This window comes from Mycobacterium sp. MAA66, assembly GCF_041261665.1.
GTDB lineage: Bacteria > Actinomycetota > Actinomycetes > Mycobacteriales > Mycobacteriaceae > Mycobacterium.
In genome coordinates this window covers 74165-96187 of sequence record NZ_JBGCCC010000014.1, presented here as the reverse complement: position 1 = coordinate 96187, position 22023 = coordinate 74165, and the positions used below count along the sequence as shown (strand labels likewise).

Sequence of the window (22023 nt, the reverse complement as noted above, 5' to 3'; positions counted from 1 at the left end):
CCGATAGGCGGCGGGCCGCCTGATGTTGCGTACATCCGGCTGCGCACGCCTAGATTTGGCCAGTCAGACAGCGCCAGCTGCTGTAGGAGGTTCGAGGTGACGATTCCAGCGATCGTTGGACGTGTCGTGGGGTTTCTGCGTGCCGGCTACCCCGATGGGGTCCCGACCACTGACTACGTTCCGCTGTTCGCGCTGCTGCGCCGCCGACTGTCTGAGGACGAGGTCCGCGCCGTTGCGGACCAGCTCCACACCCCCGAGCCCGTCGACATCACCGATATCGAGGTCGCCATCACCAAAGCCCTGGACGCGCTGCCCTTCCCGAGGACGTCGACCGCGTCAGGCAGCGGCTGATCAGCGGAGGATGGCCGGTCAACTGCCAGCTGTAAACCGCCAGCGACAGTGCATGGCTAACTAGGAAACTCAGAGGAGCGGATCAGCTGACGTCGCTGGCCTGGTCCGGTGTGCCCATGCGCAGGTGTTCGCTATGGCAGACCGCTTCGTCGAGCAACTGGGCGACGTGGTTTTGTCGTACAGGCGGTAAACGATGCTGCGGCCACTGCGGCCACCGGCGACCCGCGACGGTCTTCCCGCGAGTACGACCGCGCTGCGCGGGCGAGGATTCATGGACCGCAGCTTGAGGTGCGCCTCACGTGTCGCCATGATGGGGCATATTCACTGTGTTGTTCGTGCGGAGTGCGAGGCCGATGCGGCAGAAGTTGTGCGAGGAGTGTGCAGTGGCTGACACCACCGGAGGCACCGAGCGGCTCAACGCTGCGCCGGACGAAATCCGCGAGCTTCTAACCATTTTGGCATCCCGCACGGTGGAGGGTGACAGTGATCGTGCGGATGCTGATGCGGCATTTGCCCGCGTGGCTAATCGGGCTGTTGATCTGTGGCAATCGTGGTGGGCTAGTGGCCGAGAGACCCGTCAGTGCCATGTACCGCAGGGTTTGAACGCAAAGTTTGTGGTCGTATTCGGTCTGGCCGCACATGCCCTCAATCACGTCAAAGTTGCCTTGCAAGTTCGAAGTGATACACCCGGCGTAGCTAAGTCATGCGTGCGGATCGCTCTTGAGCACGCGTTGACAGCTCAGTGGGTGATGCTCACTGAATACGGCGAGCGAGAAGTGTTGGCAAAACACCTTCGGAGCGATTACATCCGTCTAACCGAGATGGTAGGCGCAATACGCGAAATCAATTCGACGGACAGCGTTTTCGCCGCAGGGCATGGCTTGTCGGACGAGCAGCTGCAGAGGCTTCTAGCGGTAGTGGACAACCCGATATCGGGTGGTCCGCCGAACATGATCGACATGTGTGGACGTTTCGCCGGGGGTGCCGCAAAGACGTTGTTCTACGATCTACAGCGCGATTTTTCTGGCGCGGTGCACACATCAAATGCGTTGATAATTAGCCATTTACGCCAAGAGGGCGGAACCGTGAAGGGAGTCGACTGGACAGGATCGCAACTCGCGGTGGCCGATACGGCACGGGTCTTGGCGATGGCATCGACGTGGGCGCTATACGTACTGGAAGTATGCCGGGCCGGTCAACCGAACATCGCCGATGTGCTTGCGTTGGGTCAACATGTTCAGCTACCAGTAGATCTGCGCATGAGTGACCAGTCTCCTCAGAAGCAGCCCACCGGTGATCGAGCGTACTGGAACCAAGAGGTAGCCGGGCCGGCGACGATCTAGTGTTGGTCGCACAGAAGGTTTGGCGCTCCCGGGCGGAACCCTAATAGGGTCAGCGTGAGTATTTTGCCGCTCTACGTTTAACCCGCCATCGGTTGATCTACGGCGAGCTAAACCACGACCCGTGAGCCGACTGATTGGGTCGGTCGGTACCGGAGCAGGATCGTTGGCTGGTTGTATCCGTCGTTGGCCTCCGTCGCCGAAGCGGAGTTGAATTCGCCTGCGGTTCTTGCACTATGGACAGCCGATCCCAGACGATTCGACGTTTGGACCAGACTACGGTGACGGTACGACCCTCGACGTAAGAGCGGGTTTTGGAAACCGGGTCCCTTGTTCGCAGGAACCCGGTTCTCTCCATCATCGGTCCCGACGCGCCCCGCAGGAAGGCCCTACAGCCCCGTGACCACGGCGGGGAGTGCTGGCAGTCGATGTGAGCGACCGATTGATGCCCGTGGAAGAGGTGTTTGCAGACAGATTGACGAGCCTTCGTAACACGCCGTGATAGCGAGGGCGTCAGCCTCTCTCGCGGCGGGTCGCCTTCGGTCGACCTCCGTAGCCAGGCGGATGGGCGAGGTAGTCCGCGATCTCAGGCACAACGGATAGATCTTCGCAGAGTTCCACCAGGTGGGTCGCGACGTCGTGGGAGTACGCTAGGGCATCCCGGCGAACGTCGGGATCGATAGGTGTCCGCTTCTTGTCCTCGGGATTCTCCAGGAGCGCTACGGACGCCCCCCACCTTCCACTAAATCGCCTCATCCAGCAGACTTCGCTCGCAGATAGCGCCCCAGTGTGGGCCACGTAGTTCCGGTAGTCCGCGAGTGTTGTCCCGTATGTGTTCCAACTGTTGGCCACCGTTGCGGCAATTGGACCTGGTATGTGCGTAGATCCTGACTCGATTGCCACCACGGTCTTGCGCATCGAACTCCAACGCCCCTTTCCGTCGGGTGAGTCGCTGAAGTGCTTCCACAAGACTTTCGAAACGGCCTCATAGACACGGCGTGCAGCTCCGAGGTACGCGTCGATTTCAAATAAGAAGCGAGAGTCGCCTGTATTCCCGTTCTGTGGTCCGACCCAGTACCCGTGCCATTCGTCGAATATCTGGCAGGCAATGACGTAACGGTCGATAACACTGTTGAGGTGGTAAAGGGACTCCCGGAGAAAGAAGCGGACGTCGCTTTCCTCGTAATAATCCGCGACCTTGTGTGGGCCGGGCACCTCCAGAGCGTGGATCGTCCGCTCATTTAGTGACGATCCGTCGCTGGCGACGAGCGTCAAAGTGGAATCGGAGTAGATCGGCAATCGGTTTGTCGCGATGATCGCAAGGCCCGCCGGCGGCCGCTCACCATCGGGCACCAAGATTCCGTGCTCGTACACGTCGACATTGTCGGGATACTTCACGTGTTCAGCATGTCAGGGAAAAGGAGCTGTCGTACAAGCTATTTCGGTACCTGGGCCCCACGCTTGTTGGAGAGCGGTCAAAGTCAACAGCCGGGTGTGTAACCCCTTGGCTCGCCGCCAATACCGACTAACCCGATGTGGACTGCGTCGTCCCTAAAAGACTCGCTGGCGGGACCGTCGTCGATGATGTTGTCGCTGGATAGTCGATTTTCGGACACCGCAGCACCAAATTCTGTCGCCGCGGTCGCCGAGGATGTCAGGGCGAAAGGATGCGCGGCTGGGAAATCCGGCCGACTCCCGAGATGACTCTCGGTGTGGGCGGAACGATGATCACAGACTAGCTATCGGGACACCGTGATATCGCCCGCCGGCGGTCCCAGCAGGCGTTCAACGAACACTTCGCCACGATCTGGCCGACGTCGTGCTCGCACTCGCCAATCTCCACTTGGCGGAAGGTTGACACGCAACGTTTTGATAGATGTGTGAATCTGTTTGTGTAGGTAGGCAGTTCGGGCAATCCCGCCCGCGCCACCGGTGGCGGTGGAAAACCTCTCGGACTATCGCGATCGATCCTGCCAGGGCACTCAACCGGCTCGGCGCCATCCGCGGTGGTACTACGTGAGCCGAATGATTGGGCCGATTGGTAACCGGAGCAGGATCGCGGGCTGGTGCCAGCAGTTGCGGAAGGTCGGTCTGAGAAAGCGGTTCAGGAGGGGCCGATGTCCAAGACGACGACGTCGACGTACCTGGAAGGAGCCTGCTGTTCTGCCTGCACTCGAAGTTCGTCAGCAAGCACACCAGCATCAGGATGCTTCTTGGTCCATCCTTTGGGGCGCAGTTCGATAGGAACCCAATAGATCAGGTACAGACCATCAGTGAGCTCGGTGGGCTTCATGTACTTATCCACAAGCTGATCTGGTAGAGCGGTTGACAATTCGCGATTGTTGACCAGTTTCGCTTCCATCGGAACCCGCGCGATCTGAGGGCCGCCAGAGGAGGCTGTGATGTCGATGCGGGTGCCTATGCCGGCGTCCTTGCGACGCGTCACCTGTATCTCGCGATCGAGCACGACGTGGGGTCTGAGGCGTAGCTTCAGCTGTTCGACCAGCCAGTCGGATATGGTGTCCTCACTCTTGGGCGAAGCGTTGTCGTCGCCGGGTTCGCCATCCCATAAGCTTCGAAATCCGCCGCGGCGTAGGTCGTTTTGGATATGTGCGAGTTGTTCGACTAGCAGCGTGCGGAGTCCGGCACTATCTCGGATCAGTCGGGCGTCACCGCTATCGATGAGTTCCATGAGTGTGACCGGAGCTAGCGGCCGCCAGTTTGTCATCGCCTCATAGGCTCGGGCTTGTTGCAGCAGGTGGCGGATCCGGTCCGTGTCTGCGACCGGCCTATCTTTGGCCAAATCAATGAAAGCGTTGGCCATGCCACGACTGGCCATCGATTGCAATAAACGAGTCCGTGTCCGACGTGCTGCCGCAGCCGGAGTTTCCGCGGCGTAGTCGTAAAGTTCGTCGGGATCTTGAGCGAACGGAAGCTCGTCAAGAACTAGCCTTGTCAACGCGACCACCGAGTCATCGGACAGTTTCTCAGTGTCGAGGTCCCGCAGATGCTCCAAGGGGCCCAGGCTTTCTTGGGTGATCCAGCTTGCGAACAGGTCCTCTGGCGCCAGCCTCGCGAGCGCGGCGAACGCCGCCGGGGGCACCTCGCGCTCGCCCATAGCTGCTTTTGCGACCGCAACCGCGACGTCGGGGGCGTGCTCTACCAGTACGTCTAGTGCTTCCGAGCGACGGGCTGCGGATTCGTCCGTGGCGCGAGCAATGTGCTCAACGATGGAGAGGAGCCGACCATCGTTGAAGTCGGCCAGAGGGTGGTACGCATACGACACAGCGGGCATCGAGCGGATCTGTTCGCGCAATGCCGCGTCGACCGCGTCTCGAGCACTCCGATACACTGCACTTCGGAGCTCGTGCAGCCACGACTGCTCCGACGAATAATGCGACATCGCGGTAATCACCGGCGCCCACGCCGTCCATGCCGTGTCTTCCACGTCTACCAGCAACTCCGGTCGGTGCATTACCAGCGTCGCGACGAGAGCTACGCCGGCCCAGTCGGGTATGACGTCCTCGGCCTGGAACACATCCTGCCCTGCCCACCGGTCAACGGTGGGCGTCCTGGCGTTGAGGTATCGGATGCCGATGAGCAGAAGTTCGTCCTGCTCGTCCGTGCTCAGTTGGGACCACAGCCGCCTGTTGGTCAGGTCCCAGTCGAGGTGACGGTTAGGGTCATCACCCCGGCCCGCCAGTGCTACGGAGACGCACCACCAATCGCCAGGCACGGCGCGGGCATGCTCCATGGCCGTGTGCAGCGCAGACGTTTCCTCGCCCGTAGAGTCGCTGTCTGCTCTGTCGGTCTGGCTCGGAAAGGGGGGCCGCGACGAGATGTCCTGATGGCCGAGGAACGACTTGAGGTCGTCGTAGGCCGGGTGGTTCTCGTCCAATGAGAGGATGCGGTCGGCTGCTTCGGCGTCGGCAACGTTCCAAGCCAGGTTTCGGGCCACCACTCCGGCGCACGTCAGGGCTTCGGATGGTGCGGTAGGCATCCAGTCAATGAGCCAGCCAAGGTCAGATGGCGTGAGGATGCCTAAATCCTGGACTGCCATGAAAGCGTGCTCATGGGCACCCAAGGCGGTGGCAGCGATAGTCCGGCGGAGGTCTGGGTCGTCATCGGTCTGCCACGGCAGATCGCCCTGGCGCCCGAATCGATCACTGGCCAACGCGGATCCGATCGCTTCGGCGGTCGACGGATCTCTGGTATCCCACGCCCGCTGGAGTAGCCCTCGAATGAGGTCGTCGAAGGCCCGATCGCCGTCCTCTGGCCGCCGCCGCAGTGCATCATTCAGAGTAGGTAGCACTTCAACCGAAGGTATTAGCCCAGGAAGCTCGCTGAGCAAGCGTTCGTAGTTGCCGATGAAGTGCGAATCAGTTCTGGGGCGGATTGCATTTCGGATGCGGTCGAAGTCCAAGGCGTTGGGCAGTACGGCGCGTAGCGCGGCCGCACGGATTTCGTCGAATGGGTCCTGCGTGGCGCCCAGCTCGAGTAGTGGCGACAGTTCCGCCTTGCGATCATCCGGGGCGACAGCGGCGAAAGCGGTGACAGCTTCGGCCCTGATCATCGGGGGCAACGAGGACTCGAGTGCCAGAGCGAGGAGGTCGTCGGCGACCTCGTGGACGACGCATTGTCGGGCGACCCGACAGATCCAGAATCCAACCCACGGGTTTGCTACGTTGCTCGCCGCAGCGTGCAGCTGAACAGCCAATTCAGGGTGCGACAGTATTGAAGTGTCTGCCCGTGGGGGGCCTTCAAACAACCCAGACGCCGCTCCGTCCAGCAGCGCCTCGACGAGGCTCCGGCGAGTCTGATCATTGGCGAACTCCAGTCCAGCCGTGCTCAACAATTGCCTCGCGTTCTCAGCAATCAGAACATCCGGCACCGGCGCGCCCTTCGACAACAACCAGCCCAGGACTTCGATCATCGGTCCAGGAACCAGACCGTTGACATCGGCACCGAGAAGGGTGATCAACCGTTGTCCAGCGACACCGCGGCGCCGAAGGTATGCCGCTGCCAGGTATTCCGTGTAGGACTGGTGCGTGAACGCCACCGCGCCCTGTCCGGCAGCAGTGAACAGCGCAGTGCCCAATACCTCCTGGATATCCGTCACGGTTAGGGGAGCACCGGCCAGGTCGGGTTCGGCGTGCGTTGGTACCGCGCTGACCGCCAGATGGCCCGCCGAGAAGCCGCCGGCGTGCTGAAGCGAAAAGCTTCCGACGCCGCAAAACATTGAGAGTGCAGCCAGGCGTTCGGCGATCAGCTCCCGCCGTTGGTCGTCTAGTTGCCCAGGGAGGCGAGTCGCGCTTCCCTCGCTGAGCATACGGTTGACTGCGTGCTGCATGGCAACAGACCGATTTGCCGGAAGTTCGCCCGAATGACGCCATGCGTCGAGCAAGTTGGACGCATGCAGCGGAAGTGCTAGCAAACGGATCAGGCCCGCCTGCTCAACTCCGTTGATGAAGGCGTCGGCGTCGTCCGCTGCCATCGCCCGGATGTCAGGTATCCCAAGAGGGAGGAGTTCTAGTTCCTCGAACCCCGGCAGGGCCGCGCGCATCCCGTCTGCCAGCGCGCGTGTCCATGAGGCAGGTCGACAGGCGAACCGCCATGCCAGTTTGCGCATCTCTGCCCGACTGAGGAGCTTGACCAGCACGTGTCCAATATTCGGATCCACTTGTAGCGCCTCATCGATCGCGTCGATAAACACGGTCATTTGAGGTGCGGGCGCCGATGCGGATTGATCGGAAGAGAGCTGGTCGAACGCCGCAATGAGGGATTGCGTGTTGTGCATCCGCAGATCTATTGACTGGCTGGCCGGCTCTCGACGTCTGAGGGCCTCGATGAGCGTGCTCTTACCCGCGCCACCGGGCGCGAGCAGCACATACGAAATTGTGCTCTCGACTAAGTCGTCTGATGATCGCGGTCGGTCACCTGAGTACCACTCGGAGCCCAGCGCTACCGAGTCAAGGAGTCCGTGTTCGGTGCGTGGGATCTTGCTGCCTACCGGAGCTAACCAGCGAACGGCACCGCTTCCTTGTGGCCGATCATCAGTAGCTCCGTCCTGATTCGGACCAGGTTCGTCAGCCTCAGTCATTGAAGGATTCATGCTACTTGTCGGTTGCGGCGACGGGCTGATCGGTGGCTGTAGCTGCGGCGGTAGTCACACCATCCGGTCGGTGGCTGGTGGCAAGGTCGTCTTCACCAATGTGCACCACCGAAACGGGAGGATCAGATGTCCAAGATGACGGTCAAGGGCGCCTGGAAGGGTTGGGACGGCAAGACGTATGTGGAGATGACTGACGGCTCCAAGTGGAAGCAAGCGGAATACCACTACGAGTACCACTACGCATACTGTCCGCAGGCAACCGTCACCAATGACGGACTGATGCTCGTAGACGGTATGAGTCGAGCTGTCCGCGTGCGCCGAGTTTACGGGCGCGAATGAGCTAGATGCTTATCGGCGTCCATCGATCAGTAAGCAGTATCCGGCATCCATCGCAGCCGGCTGATCAACAATCGGCGGCAGAGGAGAGACCCGTCACGTGACGCAAGTAGGGCGCTGGCGCGTCGATGGCTTGCCGGCTCAAGCGGCTCGACTCCGCCGAGGCCAAAATGCCCGCTGAAGAAATGCCAAAATTCTGAGATAGAACCCTGGTGACATCACGTGAGACAACCTGCATCACCGCAGGTCAGGGAATCGGCAGATGACACGGGATCTGAGACCCTACAAGGAGGCCGTGTGCGTCGTCATCGATATGCAACGCAGATTGGCAAACCCTCAATATTGTTTAACTACGGACAGTTGCCTTCTTCTTAGTACGAGTTTGGGGCGATGCTTGCAGACGGTGCGGCCACCACGCTCTAATGCTGATCATTTGCGGCAGGGATGTTGATTGTGGCGTTACCGCCGCGCCGTTTAGCGTCGAATAGTGCACTGTCGGCGCGCGCAATGATGGCGTCGAGTTGGACGGTGGGGTCACCCCCCAACGTCGTGAAGTCCGCGCGGGCGCTGCAACTGAGGCCGATGCTGGCGGTGGCCGGATGGGCCGCGGGCGCTGCGATTGCGTACCGGATGCGCTCCGCGATGAACTCCGCACGTCCGGGATCGGTGAGATCGACGATGACGAATTCCTCCCCGCCGGTCCGCGCCACCAGTGCGCTGCCACGCACTGCCGCCGTAATCCGCTGCGCGGTGCGGATCAGGACCTCGTCACCGACGCCATGGCCAAAATTGTCGTTGATCTGTTTGAACCGGTCCAAGTCCACGACCATGACCGCCACCTCGCTGGCCATGGTGGTGTTGTCGCGCAGCAAGTCTCCGATATGCAGATGCAAGCCGCGCCGGTTGAGCAGCCCAGTCAACGGATCAGTCAGAGATTCGTTAGCGTCGTTGCGCAGATCCCAGATCCCCAGCTGGATTCCCATCGTTGCCGACACCGCCGGCACCACTATGGCGAGTAGTCGAGCGACCATGACTGCCGCGCCAACGTGAGCATCGGCACTGATCCGCGCGGCGAACGCCGTAGCTGTGGCCACAATCCACGCCCCGTGCACCGCAAAGACTTTCGGGCCGTCGAAAAACAGCAGATAAACAGAGATTTGAGCGAAAGCGTTGAACCCCCAGAATCCAGTCAGCCAATTCGGATCCTGCAGCGACACCATCGCGATGCCGATGTCACACGAGACGATGAACCCGATTGACACCGACCGCGACGGCCACGGCCGCGAACACCATAGCCACGCCCAGACGAACATCATCACGGCAAACATCACCACAGCGATTCGAGCGGCAGGCTTATCCGGGGCGACGGTGGGCAGCAGAAGGGCTAGCGGCGTCGCCGCGTTCATACCGTTGCCCAAACCGATCGCTACTTTGATCGTCTGGGACATCGATCGCTTGGCAAAGTACGCGACCTGCGCGGCGTAATCGACCGGCTCGCTCCACCATTGCCGCACGCGAGGGCCATACTGGGCAAAGCTTCCCGAATGCGACAACGGCACCACCGCCCTCTAATTCTGCTGAACAAGCGCTTTGACGCATATTCGCACGCACTAGAGCCACTGTTATAGCAAACTAAAGTTGGTTGACGCTGTGAACGGTCGCACCCGGTTCGAACTTGACTGGACACTGTCGTACCTGGTGGCTCCTGCTTGCGTGCACTCGGACTGCGTCGGTCGACGGCATGGGCTCACGAGGTCTGGATCTGCGCAGTGCGGCTTGGCCGTGCTCGTGAACCATCGAGCCGCTACTCGGGTGACGACGCCTCAGGCGCCTTTGCGTCTAGATGCTCGATCGAAACGACCGAGAGTGGGAAACCCACGTTACGAGAAACGCTGTGTGATCGCTATTGGAGGTGCCGGCCGAGCCGTTGCCGGGGTGAAAGGGCAGCTCAGCGGCAATCGCGTCCACGGGGTTGTTGCCGGACTACCGGTGCGATGTGCCGTTCTGCGGCGCTCGCCGAGCTGAACTCGTCAGCAACATCGGACTGAACCAGGCGATTCCCACCTTGACGTTTGGCTTCGTACATGGCGCGGTCGGCATGGCGCAGCACGTTGTCGACATGGTCCTGCAGCGGTAGGCGCCGACAGACGATTCCCACGCTCGCGGTGACGGTGTCGGTGATGTCCTGCAGCGCGGCGCGAAGACGGTCGACGAACTCGGCGGCTTCGGCTTCGGAGCCGGCCACGGCCAGAGCGCTGAATTCGTCGCCACCTAATCGGGCGGCGATGTCGCCGGGACGGATGCAATCGGCCAGCGCCTGGGCCACCGCTTTGAGGGCGAGGTCGCCCTCTTCGTGACCGTGTCGGTCGTTGAGCCCTTTGAAGCGATCGAGGTCCACGATGGCGGCAACAAGAATGCCCGAACCGCTATCACGGATCAGTTCGTCTGTGCGGGCGTACATCCCACGTCGATTGCTCAGCCCGGTCAGCGGGTCGAGGGTCGCCTGCTGGAAGGTCCTCAACGCGGTGCGTCGGGCGCCTTCGATGAGGGCCTGAATGAGTACCGGCAGGATGATCAGAGATGAGATGGCCGGAGCCAAGAAGACGTACAGATCGCCCCAGCTGGAGTGATCGGTGACAACGCAGTAGGACGAGAGCGCGACCACCGTGGCCAGAGTGAATGCGCAGTGTGCCGCGAGCACGGTCGGGCCGAGTATGAATGCGACATAGACGCCGATGAGGCCCATGTGAAAGGCGCCGTCAAGTCGAGCCTGGGGCGATGAATTCAGCGCAGTACCAATCGCAAGGGCGATATCGGCCCATGCCACAAACAGCAGAGACTGACGGAAAGTCGGCCAATCGCCGAGAATCCACATGATGCCGACGATCGCCGGAGCGGCTCCCAAGATGAACTGGACCACTCGAGGAACCAGGTCGTGCGGTCCGTTCGGGTTGAACTGCATGGTCCACACGACGGGCGTCATCGATATGCACATCACACCGATCACCACCCTGAGCGGGGTCATGAGGTCGCTGGCACGCAGGGCATCCGTGGTGAATCGATACATGTCCTGCTTCATCGGCACTCCACCCCCGCACATGTGACGCTGAGCGGCCGAGTCTAGAGCGCGCCTCGCACATCGACCTATCGATCAAGGATTCGGGTGCGGACGGACTGCGCCACACGGTCCCTGGGTGCCGCGAGGAAGGGGCGGTGTCACCGTCAGTACCCTCACCACGATTAGGCAGGCATGTCCGGATTCAGCATCCGCGGGGTAAGCCGGGTGGGGTCGATCCTCGCTGCGATCAAAGCGCGTCTACGCGCAAAGGAGGCGACAGCTGGCGTACATCAGTCGACGACGTTCGGCGCCTGATGCTCGGGCAGGGCCGCGACGTCTTCGTCCTCGGCCACCAGGCAGGCGCGGCAGAAGTCCACACCGAACGGCGTGAGGTGGATCGAACGGCGGACGACTTTGTGCGCGCGCACCGAGTGCATCGCGGCCAGCACGTCCGGCTGCGCCTCGACAACCTGATACTCCAGCGGGTCGCGCAGTTGCTCTTGTGAGAACCAGATCAGCCCCAGCCGGAAGAGATTGTTGAGGTAAGCAGGGACGTTGTCCAGATAACGCAGCCCCGCCCGCGGGCCGATCATGTTGAGGCCGGGAGCCACCAACCTCGAGGACACCATGCCGATGGGGCCACCCGTGCGGACGTCGACCGTCGGCTGCGGCCCGCCGCGCAGGAGTAACAGCAGGATGCGGGCCTCGTCGGGCGCCATCTCCTCGAGGATGCGGGCGTAGGCGGGGTGACCGCGCTCGGTGTTCCACACGTCGCGCGAGCGGGTCAGCAGCGCCTGCCCCTGAGCGCGCAACGACTGCTCCATCTTGCGTTGGCGCTCTTCCTCCTCCTGCTGATGCGACACCTCGTGCGTCGTCGTCACCGTCTCGGTGAGCGAGGCACTGACCTGGACGACGGCCTGCGACACCGAGACGCCATTCGAGACTGCCCTGGCCACCTCACCGAAAACCGCGCCGGCCTGGGCGACGCCGGAGATCAGCTCGCGTGCCGCACCGGCCGCGGACGCAGGGTCAGCGACTATCTCGAGTGCACGACGGCCGGTCTGGAGCCCGGCAACCAGGGTCCACTCCGCAGTACGCACCCAGGCTGACGCGGCCAGGCGGACCAGGCCGGGCAGTGCTTCGCCGATGTCGGCGCCCGTGGGGAGAAGCGACGAGGACGGCTCCGGCGGGGGAGAAAAGGTGGCGCTGAACGGGCCCCACTGGGTGTGGCGTCGTCTGGAACCCTGACGTCGGTCGTCACTCATGCCACACCAAGTCCCAAGAAAATCCCGTAGTGAAGAAAGCCACCTGCCGCGCCCATGATCGCGCCGTGAGCGTAGAGCATCCACTCATCTTCTCTGATGGCCGACCGCAACATCTCGACGAAGTCCGATGGTGGAAGTTCTTTGGTGCGTTGGGCAATCAGCGTGCGGATTTTCCCTGACTGCGCCTTCGAGAACTCTTCGTCCTTGAAGGGTGTCAGTGTCCGACCGACTGCCTCGGCGGCAAAGCCTGCCTTGATCGAGTCGTAAGCCTGGGCTCCGAGTGCTACCCGTGCGGCGCCCCGGATCGGCCCGGCTGCCCGGTCGATGGCCGGGCCCAGCGCGGCGCCCATCAGCTGGCGGGTGCGGTCGCCGCTTGGGCCGTCGATCAGGAAGTCGCCGATGCGTTCCAGGGTGATGACGTCATCGGCGATGATCCCGGCGTAGACCTCGGCTGCTTGTTCCTGCCGGCGCAGGAACAAGCCTTGGACCTTGATGCCGAAGTAGCGGGTCGGTTCCGTCGGTTCGAAGATCAGCCACATGCCGAGCGCGTTGGTGATCCAGCCGACGAAGACGCCCAACGTAGGCAGCATCCACCAGGTATGGAACCAGTGATCGATGAACGCGACTGGGATGCCCAACAGGAACCCGAAAATGAAGCCGAAGTTGACCATCAGGTTGAGCTCGCGCTGGCCGATGTCCTTGAAGACGCGGATGACCAGATCAGGGTTCTTGCGGAAGTGCTCGATCACCATGATCTTGGGGTCGAGCAACTGGTCGATGTGGATGCCGATCTCGGTGGTGATCGACTGCACCACTTCCGGTAGTTGCGACTGGACCCGCGCGACGATCGCGCGTTTGCCGACGGTCGGCAGGTCGCGCCAGAACTGGGGGTCGTTGGCAACCATCACCTCATCGACGAGCTGCGGGATCTCAGGCTGGAAAAGCCGGACGATATGCTCGGCGATCTTGTCCGGCTCGAGCTGCTGATAGAACTCCGCAGGCGTACCGAGCTTGGCGATGGCCTTGTCGGACGCGATCGAGCCCATCTTGGCCGCGCGCGCCGGCACGATGCCTTGCCAGCCGACACCGCCTTGCAGGATGCCGGGGATTTCCTGCAGCTTGTGCGGTAGCAGCCGTGCCAGCTCCCTCATCCCCGGGATTCTGAACCCGTGGAAGTTGACCGGGTAGAACAGCATGATCAGGCCGGTCCAGTTGATGAGCCAGCCGATCACGGCGGTGAACAATGGAATGCTCAGGAATGCGAACCATTCCATCGGGGTGTGGATCTGGCGCAGCGTCCAGTCGCGATTAACCAACCAGCCCCACAAATCGTTGAACGTCGACCTCACCGCCTTTCGTCGAGCAAAGGTGATTCGCCGACGAGGATGGCTGGTCACCTGTGCGAGTGCACATTAGCGGTTGAAGCGATGCCAGACCGCGACATATGCAGGGCCGATCGGCTTCGGTCCGGTCGTCAAGGACACAAGGAACTTCGCCGAGGGCGAGGCGGCCTTCCTAGAGTTCGGTGCACCTGGGCCGCCAATCCCTAGAGGCGTGCGCGCATCCAGTCAACGAGGACTGCTCTGTCGTCGCGGGACAGTTCGATGCCGAAGGTGTCGGCAAGCAAGACCGGCACGTCGCCGATCTCGACGTCACGTGTGAAGCTTGATCCGTCGGGATTCGTTGTGGTCCAGGCGGTTCCGTCGAGAACATGCTGGACCTCGCCGGCATATCGCTGAGCGAACGGCCGGGCGGTGAACGGCGATCCCGGCGAGGTCGACACGTAGTGGCTGCCGACGGTGTAGTCGATCGGATAGCATCAGCTCGAGATTCTCGAACGGAATCGACGTGGTGTGGGCGCGGTACAGTGCCACCAAGCCAAACACGTTGTCGGACAGTTCAACCGCGTACTGGCTCGGGCCGACTGTCCACGTGGATCGCACAGCAGGCTAACTCCTGTCGTCGGCCGGCCACGGATCGTGGATTGCCGATGAGCTGCCGACGCCCTGTTGGCCGGACAGACGCTGTCCAGACTACGGATCGCAAGGATGACGTCTTCTTTCGGGCTGAACACCCTGAGCTGGACTTTTGCGACGGAGATTAACAAGCCCCCGCGACACGCCGAATTTTGTCGAAATAGCCAGGCATGTCTTGTCAGTCTCCGCTGCGTTTCGGCATGTGTTTGTAGGGCACCAGACCGATGGTGCGAGCGACTTTGGCCGTTGGAAACGATCTCGGGGCTGCGTGGTGGCGTATTCAGCGGGGCGTCGGGTCGGCCTCGAGATGCTGGAAATTCCGTACGAGGGTGGACAATTCGGCACGCGAGCTGACCCCGGCTTTGGTGCTGGCTTGATAGATGTGACCTTCTACGGTGCGCACCGACACTGCCATCGCGGTGGCGATGTCCCGGTTGGACAATCCGCCGCACAGCAGCGTGGCAACCTCGTGTTCGCGGGAGGTGAATGGCAGCGGCACCAGAGCCGCGCTGAGTGCGGGGCTCACCGCACCACCGCAATCCTTGGCAATCAACCTCCCGCGAGCGCTGGAGGTCAACGCGCTGCCCTTGCGCCCCGCGCGGCGGTGGGCGCTCGATGCCTGCGCTGCGGCATCGGCCGCAGCGAGTAGGTCACCCAACGACTGCAATTCGAGCGAGACCGCGTCCAGCGCACCGGCGTCGTCGTCGGACAGGGCCTTGGCGTAACGCGCTGCAACTCCCGCACGGGGGCCCTCTACGAGAGTGGCCAGCTCGGCCAGTCGGTTCGCACCGCTGGTGTCGCCGAATTGCGCGGCAGTCTGCAGACACCACACCTCGCGTGCCAGTTGCCCATTGCTTCGTGCGAAATCGGTTGCCCGTCGGGTTATTTCACGTGCATCGACGGTCCGGCCCTGACCGGCCGCCACCCAGGCCGACGCCAGCAGATATCCCGACTCGACGTATTGGTACGCGGGGTGGCGACTGCGAAGGGTGGCCTCCATCGACGCGCGGGCATCGCCGATGCGGCCGCGGCGGGCCAGCGCCTCGGTGTAGAGGATCCGGAACCGGTAGAACAGCCCGGAGACGTTGCCGTAGTCGCCGAAGCCGTCCTTGGCTGTCTCCAGATGCCGCAGCGCGGCGTTCAGCTCGCCCATGCCCAGTGCGGTCATGCCGAGTGCCGCCTCGGCCATCGAGCGCGACATCCCGGGCCATTGGGCGTACTGGCGATGCTGTCGTTCCGACACGTTGTGGGCTTCGACGACGTGGCCGGCGGCCAGCAGCGCGTAGGCGTGAAATTCGGCAAGACCGGTGCCGTGGAACGAGTCTTGGGGTGACTCGTCGAGTACGCGATAACCGGCCGCCGCCTTCGCGGTAGCCGCGTCCACACGACCTAGATCGCCGAGGGCGATGGTCTCCGCCGCGTAGCCAAACAGTCGGCTGAAGTTGTCCAGGCCGTGGTAGTCGACGCCGTCCATGGTGGCGAGCGTGGTGGCGGGCTGTGCCGCCATCGCGTGCTGAACGGCGCGGAAGGCGCGCAACGAAGCTCCGCGCCGTTCGTCGCTGACCAGCAATGCGGCTTCGATCACGTCAGCGGATTGCGCTGGATCGCGCGCCGGCCACAACAGGTTTGCCGCACGCAACATCGCCCCGTCCACGAGTCCCGGTACGGCCAGCTCGTGCAGATCCAGGGTGTCCAGGAGCGCTTCCGCTTCGGTGCCGTTCTCCTGTAGGAACAGCACCCAGGCCAGCTGAAGTTTGGTCAGTGGGTTGGCCTGTGTCTCCAGCGCTGCACGGGCCAGCCGTTCGGCAAGCACCACGTCGAATCGCGACCCGGCGATTTGAGTAGCCGCCGAGAGGATTTCGACGTCGGGCGGCTGGTCTGACTCCAGCCACAACAGACCCAGGCGGAGCGGGTCGACGGCGGGTGACCGGGCCATGACGCGTGCTATCCGTCCGCGCAGGCGGCGCAATCGCAGTGCGCCGACTTGGCTGAGCCGGATCTCGCCGTACAAGGGGTGCCCGACGTAGACGTCGTCTCCGTCCGCGGCCACCCGGATGAGCTCACGTTGTTCGGCCGCCTCGATGGCGTCCGGCTCGGCCAGCTTCGACAGCACGCTCCGGTCAAGGGGTTCGGCGATTGCGACGAGATCGACGACTTCGCCGACATCGTCGGGTACGGCGCCAATCTGGGTCTCGACCAACTCGATCAACGACCGTGACGCCGCGGCGGTGCCCGTCAACCGCCATTGGCTGTTCACCCGAACCAGCCGGCCGCACTGTCGTTCGTGCTCGACCAGATGATGCATGTAGAGGACGTTGCCTCGGCTCAGCTGCCACATCCGGTCGGCGCATTCGGGACTGACCGTGCCACCGAGCACGGTGTGCAGCAGTCGGTCAGACTCGTTGCGGGACAGCGGCTGTAGCTCCAGCCGGTCCAGTAGTCCGTCCTTCCACAAGGCCGTGATCGCATCGGGCGCCGACTTGCCTGTGCGGATGGTGGCGATCACCCGAACGGTGCCGTGCAGCGCGAGCTGATGCACGATCAACGCCGACAGGTCGTCGAGCAGATGGGCGTCGTCGACCAGTAACAACTGAGCGGCGTCGGCCCGCTGGCTCGGGCCGAAAAGGTTGCGGATCAGGGAAAGTGGTGACGGGTCCGTCGGATCGGCCCAGCGGGCGAAGGCTCCGAGCGTGACCGCCCGACCGGTGGCCGTACCGGCGACGCGTTGCACCGACCATCCGCGCTGCGCCGCGGCGTCGGCGGCAGCTCGGGCCAGTCGGGTCTTGCCGACGCCCGCGGGCCCGGCCAGCACGACCCCCCTGCGGTCGACGTCGGTGAGAGTCTCACCGATCATCCGGAGCTCTTCGCCGCGGCCGGTCAGCGGCCATCGCTCGACCATTTCGGAAATGTTAGCTGTGTTGGGGAGTATCCATCACCCCTCGCCGATTTCGGCCCGCAACTTGCGGTTGGCCAATTCGAGCAACATGGCCAGGCCCTCGGGTTCGATGTGCAGGTATTCGCACATCACGTCCTCGGCCGTGCCGCTGTCGTGGAGTCGCAGCGCTAGCGAATGCGCTTCGGGCAAGCGGCGCAGCGCGGCTTCGTAATTGTCGTCGCCTGCTGTGGTCATACCGCCAGGAGTCTTACGCGCGAGAAACGGATCCGGCCCCGGCGCCGACTACTCGGATTTCGGGTGCCCGGTCGCGCGGACTACTTGGATGGAGCGGGCGGGCGGGACGGGTCCAAGTAGTCCCGGCCTTCTTCACCGGAAAATCCAAGTAGCGCCCTACGGGTCCGCCTCGCGGTTTCGCGACCATCATTCGACCTGCCAGTAGCACAAGGGCCAGTACGGCCACGTTGGAGGTCATTCATGAGCCGGCACCGAGCCCGAAACCGCACCAAGGCAAAGGACACTCGAGGCACGGTGCGTCACCGTCGCAAGCCGGTCGGCCCTCCTCGGGTTTACACGTGGCTCGGCGTCGGTGCGGTGACGCTCGGCCTGGGTGCGGCCCTGGCCACCGGGGCAGGCGTGGCGCACGCGGACGCGGGCGACGGCGGGGGCGCGAAGAGCGGCGCGAGCTCGAAGCCGGCGCACACCGGATCCAAGCCGGCGCGCGACCACGAAGGCGACGCTGCGGGCACCCACAGCGGCACCACTGTCAAACCGGCCCACACCCGATCGAAGCCGGTGCGCGACCACGAGACTGACGCTTCCGGCGGTAACAGCGTCACCAAGTCCACCCCCGAGCACGACGCCAACCCCGCGTCGAACGCTGCCTCCGGCGCTGGCACCGCTGCGGTGACGAAGACCAAGCGGCCGGGGCCGTCGACCCCCAAGCCGTCGAGTGGCTCGGAGGCATCCACGGCAAACGATGAGTCATCCTCTGCCACAGCCACTTCTGTAGCAGCAGTGACCGCATCCAAGCCAGCCCCGAGCGCGGCCTCGGCGGTATCCAAGGCGCTGCCCCCAGCCACACCCGTGCCTCCGGTGGTGCCCGCCGCGCTCGCGGCACTCGTGTTGTTCGCCCAACGCGATCCAAGTACAACGGGTGCAAATCGCGCGGTGGTGCCCTTGGCGCTGGCCGGCCCCGCCGCCACCGGGTTGCCCTTGAATCCCGTAACCGCTTTCGGGAATCCCGTGGCCCTTTTCAGCGCGGCGATCTATCAGCCAATCCACACCGTCGAGGAACTGTTGATCGCCAGTCCGATCGGTGTGGCCTTCGAGGGCTTGGTCAATCCCATCGCCGAGGTGCTCTTCGGCCGGCTGTTGATCGGCAACGGCGCCGCAGGCCTGTCCGGCGGAACGCTGGCCCAAGCCACTGGCCATGCCGGTGGCCTGTTGGCCGGCGACGGTGGAGCCGGCGCGACCGATGCCGCCGGTGACGGCGGCTCTGGTGGAGCCGCCGGCTTGTTCGTCGGCAACGGTGGTGCAGGTGGGCTCGGAGTCAACGGCGGCGCGGGTGGCACAGGAGGCGCCGGCGCGTTGCTCATGGGCTATGGCGGTTCGGGCAGCGCGGGCGGATCGGCTACTGCCGCGGGTACTTCCGGCGGTGCGGGCGGCGCAGGCGGTCGGTCGGGTGTGTTGTTCGGTGACGGCGGCGTGGGTGGCGCTGGTGGCGGTGGAGCCACTGGCGCGCAAGGGCTTTCAGGAATCGTCGATGGCGGCACCGGCGGCGCGGGTGGAACCGGCGGAGCCGGCGGGATGGGCGGAGCTGGTGCGCTGTTCCTCGGCAGTGGCGGAGCCGGTGGCTTTGGTGGCATCGGCGGTATCGGCGGTATCGGTGCCGCGGGCACCAGCGGGACCGTCACCGGCGTCACGGGTGGAAAGGGCGGCAACGGCGGGATCGCCGGTAACGGTGGGGTTGGCGGCAACGGCGGCCAAGGCGGGTGGTTCGGCCTGCGGGGAGTCGGCGGCAACGGCGGCGCGGGCGGCACTGGCGGTACTGCGGGTGACGGTGGAAACGGGGCAACGGCAACGACTTTCGGTGCCAACGGCGCCGATGGTGGTGACGGTGGCGACTCGGGGGCTGCTGGCGTGGGCGGGGCCGGCGGGCTGGGCAGCACTGCGGGGGCAGCTGGCGCGAACGGAACGACGGCGACCAGCGGTGGCAACGGTGGCAAGGGCGGCGATGGGGCGCTCGGTTTCACTGCCAGCGGCCAGGCCGGCGGGCGCGGCGGCAAGGGCGGCGATGGCGGCGTGGTCGGTAACGGCGGTGATGGCGGCAGCGGCGGCGACGGCGCTTTCGGTGTCTACCCGGCGTTTGAGGTTGGACAGACCGGTGGATCCGGTGGCGCAGGCGGCGATGGCGGGGCAGGCGGCCTCGGCGGTACCCAGGCGGGCAACGGCGGCATCGGTGGCAACGGTGGCACCGGCGGCGGCGGGACCGACGGTACGGCGGGCGCCGCGGGTGCTGACGGTGACTTCGAAACCGCCAACTTCGGAAACGGTGAGCAGGGCAAGGTCGGCGGAGCCGGTGGGACCGGCGGCAATGGCGGCAATGGCGGTGCCGGCGGCGCCGCGGCGGCGGGTGTGGCCGGCCTTGACGGCGTTGGTGGAGCGGGTGGCAGGGGCGGTACGGGTGCGGCCGGCGGTGACGGTGGCAACGGCGCCGACAACACCACCTCCTTCGGTGGCTTGGGCGGCAATGGCGGCAATGGCGGAGACCCGGGTGCACAAGGACTCGGGGGCACTGGCGGCTCGGGATCGACCACGGGTCTGAACGGCGCCAACGGCGGCACCGCGACCAGTGGCGGCAACGGCGGCAACGGCGGGGCGGGCGGCAGTGGTTACCTGTTCATCGACACCGTCTTTGCCGGCGGAAACGGCGGCACCGGTGGGGACGGCGGTCTGGTCGGCAATGGCGGCAACGGTGGCACCGGTGGCAACGGTTTCTATGGTCTCACCGGGGCCACCGGAACGACCCCGGGCGCCACCGGCGGCACGGGCGGCGTCGGCGGCGTGGCCGGCACCGGCGGCGCGGGCGGCAAGGGCGGTGCGCAGTCCGGCAACGGCGGCAATGGCGGCGACGGCGGAGTGGGCGGCATCGGCGGCACCGGCGGTACCGGCGCCGCAGGCGCGACCGGCCCTGTCGGCGGCAACGGCACCACGGGCGGCAACGGCGGCAACGGCGGGACGGGCGCGCAAGGCGGTGCCGGTGGTCAAGGTGGCACCACAACATTGGGACGGACCGGTGCCATGGGCGCCGGCGGGGCCGGCGGGGCCGGCGGTACCAGCGGACAAGGCGGCACGGGCGGCACCGGAGGCACCGGAACGTTTGCCGCTGGTGCCAATGGGGTCGGCGGTATGGGCGGTGAGGGCGGCAACCCCGGCCAAGGCGGTGCCGGAGGCGTCGGCGGCCTTGGCGTGACCACCGGAGCGACCGGGGACAGCGGCGGCAGTGCGACCAGCGGCGGCGACGGCGGAATCGGCGGCACCGGCGCTGACGCCGTAACCCCCGGCGGCACCGGCGCGGCAGGCGGCACCGGCGGCACCGGCGGCGCGTACGGCAATGGCGGGACGGGTGGCATCGGCGGCAAGGGTGCCACTGGCACCACCAATCCCACGGCCGGTGCGGCTGGCGGGACGGGTGGCATCGGCGGCACCGGCGGGGCTGGCGGTCAGGGCGGCAGCGTCTCGGGCAACGGCGGCACCGGCGGCAGTGGTGGCGCCGCGGGCAACGGCGGTAACGGGACCACCGGCGCCACCGTCGCCGGTCAAGACGGCGGGACCGGCGGCCGCGCCGGCAACGGCGGTACGGGCGGCAACGGCGGCGTCGGTGGTACCGCGATCAACGGGCAGGACGGAAGCCAGGGTGCGGGCGGGGCGGGCGGCAACGGAGCCACGGGCGGTAACGGCGGCACAGGGGCCGACGGCGCCGGCTCGCACTTGGCCGGCTTCAACGGCGGCAACGGCGGCGGTGGCGGCACCCGCGGAGTCGGCGGCCAAGGATCCACCACTGGAGCAGTCGGCACCAACGGCGCCATGGGCAACGGTGGTAACGGCGGCAACGGCGCCCCGAGCAGCGACTTCAGCAGCTCCGGCGGCAATGGCGGCGATGGTGCGAATGGCGGCAACGGGGGAACCGGCGGCGCCGGCAACGACGCTGTCGCCGAGGTCTCCCCCGCGGGCTCCGGTAACTTCGGCGGCGACGGCGGTAAGGGTCTCACCGGCGTCGGGGGTGCAGGCGGTGTCGGCGGTGCCGGGGGCAACGGGGCCACTGATCCAGCCAGCGGCGGTACCGACGGCGGCTACGGCGGCTACGGCGGCAATGGCGGCCCTGGCGTTGTCGCCGGCGGCGCTGGCGGGCAGGGCGGCGCTGGCGGGCAGGGCGGCGACGGTATCTTCTCGTTTGACGGATTTAGCGCGCCCGGCGGCACCGGGGGCCTCGGCGGCGGCGGCGGCTCCGGCGGCACTGGCGACTCCGGCGGCCATTTCGGCCAGGGCGGCGCGGCCGGCCTCCCCGGTCTCGGTCCGAATGGAGTCCAAAACGTCGTTGGCGGAACTGGTGGCGCCGGCGGCGCAGGAGGAAAGGGCGGCACCTAGGGCGCCTACCCGGTCGCGCGGAGTTGCTTTGCGGTGCAACAT

The 22023-nt window shown here is 64.9% G+C and carries 12 protein-coding genes and 2 pseudogenes; 4 read left to right on the top strand and 10 right to left on the bottom strand.

Annotation, left to right across the window (positions count from 1 at the left end):
- The first annotated feature begins 96 nt into the window (after positions 1 to 96).
- A pseudogene (locus ABIA30_RS25790) lies at positions 97 to 386 on the top strand (DUF3349 domain-containing protein).
- Positions 387 to 433: 47 nt separating this feature from the next.
- Here the strand turns inward: ABIA30_RS25790 and ABIA30_RS25785 are convergent.
- Positions 434 to 573: pseudogene (locus ABIA30_RS25785) on the bottom strand (transcriptional regulator); the annotation flags it as partial.
- Positions 574 to 734: 161 nt separating this feature from the next.
- Between ABIA30_RS25785 and ABIA30_RS25780 the strand changes: the two are divergent.
- Positions 735 to 1694 carry a hypothetical protein gene (locus ABIA30_RS25780; RefSeq protein ID WP_370070742.1) on the top strand — a complete coding sequence of 320 codons (960 nt, stop codon included), beginning with the start codon at positions 735 to 737 and terminating at the stop codon, positions 1692 to 1694.
- Between the two features lie 510 nt (positions 1695 to 2204).
- Here the strand turns inward: ABIA30_RS25780 and ABIA30_RS25775 are convergent.
- Positions 2205 to 3089: a hypothetical protein gene (locus tag ABIA30_RS25775; protein ID WP_370070740.1), complete on the bottom strand. Its 885-nt coding sequence runs from the start codon at positions 3087 to 3089 to the stop codon at positions 2205 to 2207.
- Positions 3090 to 3795: 706 nt separating this feature from the next.
- Positions 3796 to 7578, bottom strand: coding sequence for an NACHT domain-containing NTPase (locus ABIA30_RS25770; RefSeq protein ID WP_370070738.1), 3783 nt, complete (start codon positions 7576 to 7578; stop codon positions 3796 to 3798).
- A gap of 351 nt (positions 7579 to 7929) precedes the next feature.
- On the opposite strand from ABIA30_RS25770, the gene ABIA30_RS25765 reads away from it, so the two are divergent.
- The gene (locus tag ABIA30_RS25765; RefSeq protein ID WP_155899294.1) at positions 7930 to 8142 is read left to right on the top strand and encodes a hypothetical protein; all 213 of its coding nucleotides are present in this window, start codon (positions 7930 to 7932) and stop codon (positions 8140 to 8142) included.
- Positions 8143 to 8558: 416 nt separating this feature from the next.
- Here the strand turns inward: ABIA30_RS25765 and ABIA30_RS25760 are convergent, their stop codons facing one another.
- The 7 genes from ABIA30_RS25760 to ABIA30_RS25730 all read right to left on the bottom strand — a co-directional run bounded on the left by ABIA30_RS25760 (position 8559) and on the right by ABIA30_RS25730 (position 17568).
- Complete coding sequence (locus tag ABIA30_RS25760) at positions 8559 to 9653, bottom strand: GGDEF domain-containing protein (RefSeq protein WP_370070736.1); 1095 nt, start codon at positions 9651 to 9653, stop codon at positions 8559 to 8561.
- Positions 9654 to 10087: 434 nt separating this feature from the next.
- Positions 10088 to 11218 (bottom strand): GGDEF domain-containing protein, encoded by a 1131-nt coding sequence (locus ABIA30_RS25755; RefSeq protein ID WP_370070734.1) that lies wholly within the window; start codon positions 11216 to 11218, stop codon positions 10088 to 10090.
- A gap of 269 nt (positions 11219 to 11487) precedes the next feature.
- Positions 11488 to 12462 (bottom strand): Abi-alpha family protein, encoded by a 975-nt coding sequence (locus ABIA30_RS25750; RefSeq protein WP_370070732.1) that lies wholly within the window; start codon positions 12460 to 12462, stop codon positions 11488 to 11490.
- Positions 12459 to 13811, bottom strand: a complete 1353-nt coding sequence (locus tag ABIA30_RS25745) for a hypothetical protein (RefSeq protein ID WP_370070730.1) — start codon at positions 13809 to 13811, stop codon at positions 12459 to 12461. Before ABIA30_RS25745 ends, ABIA30_RS25750 begins: the two co-directional genes overlap by 4 nt.
- A 197-nt stretch (positions 13812 to 14008) precedes the next feature.
- On the bottom strand, positions 14009 to 14272 hold the full coding sequence (locus ABIA30_RS25740) for an arylamine N-acetyltransferase (RefSeq protein WP_370070762.1): 264 nt from the start codon (positions 14270 to 14272) through the stop codon (positions 14009 to 14011).
- A 446-nt stretch (positions 14273 to 14718) separates the two neighbouring features.
- Entirely contained in the window at positions 14719 to 17337 is a 2619-nt protein-coding gene (locus ABIA30_RS25735; protein WP_370070728.1) for a LuxR C-terminal-related transcriptional regulator, read from the bottom strand.
- A 33-nt stretch (positions 17338 to 17370) separates the two neighbouring features.
- A complete protein-coding gene (locus ABIA30_RS25730; RefSeq protein ID WP_370070726.1) occupies positions 17371 to 17568 on the bottom strand; it encodes a hypothetical protein in 198 nt (65 codons plus the stop codon).
- 240 nt (positions 17569 to 17808) lie between these two features.
- Here ABIA30_RS25730 and ABIA30_RS25725 point away from each other — a divergent pair, with 240 nt between their 5' ends.
- Positions 17809 to 21981, top strand: a complete 4173-nt coding sequence (locus tag ABIA30_RS25725) for a hypothetical protein (protein WP_370070724.1) — start codon at positions 17809 to 17811, stop codon at positions 21979 to 21981.
- Positions 21982 to 22023 lie beyond the last annotated feature (42 nt).

Coding starts and splice junctions, on each gene's coding strand:
- ABIA30_RS25730 (WP_370070726.1), bottom strand. CDS start 17,568: ATGACCACAGCAGGCGACGACAATTACGAAGCCGCGCTGCGCCGCTTG.
- ABIA30_RS25755 (WP_370070734.1), bottom strand. CDS start 11,218: ATGAAGCAGGACATGTATCGATTCACCACGGATGCCCTGCGTGCCAGC.
- ABIA30_RS25725 (WP_370070724.1), top strand. CDS start 17,809: ATGAGCCGGCACCGAGCCCGAAACCGCACCAAGGCAAAGGACACTCGA.
- ABIA30_RS25765 (WP_155899294.1), top strand. CDS start 7,930: ATGTCCAAGATGACGGTCAAGGGCGCCTGGAAGGGTTGGGACGGCAAG.
- ABIA30_RS25735 (WP_370070728.1), bottom strand. CDS start 17,337: ATGGTCGAGCGATGGCCGCTGACCGGCCGCGGCGAAGAGCTCCGGATG.
- ABIA30_RS25750 (WP_370070732.1), bottom strand. CDS start 12,462: ATGAGTGACGACCGACGTCAGGGTTCCAGACGACGCCACACCCAGTGG.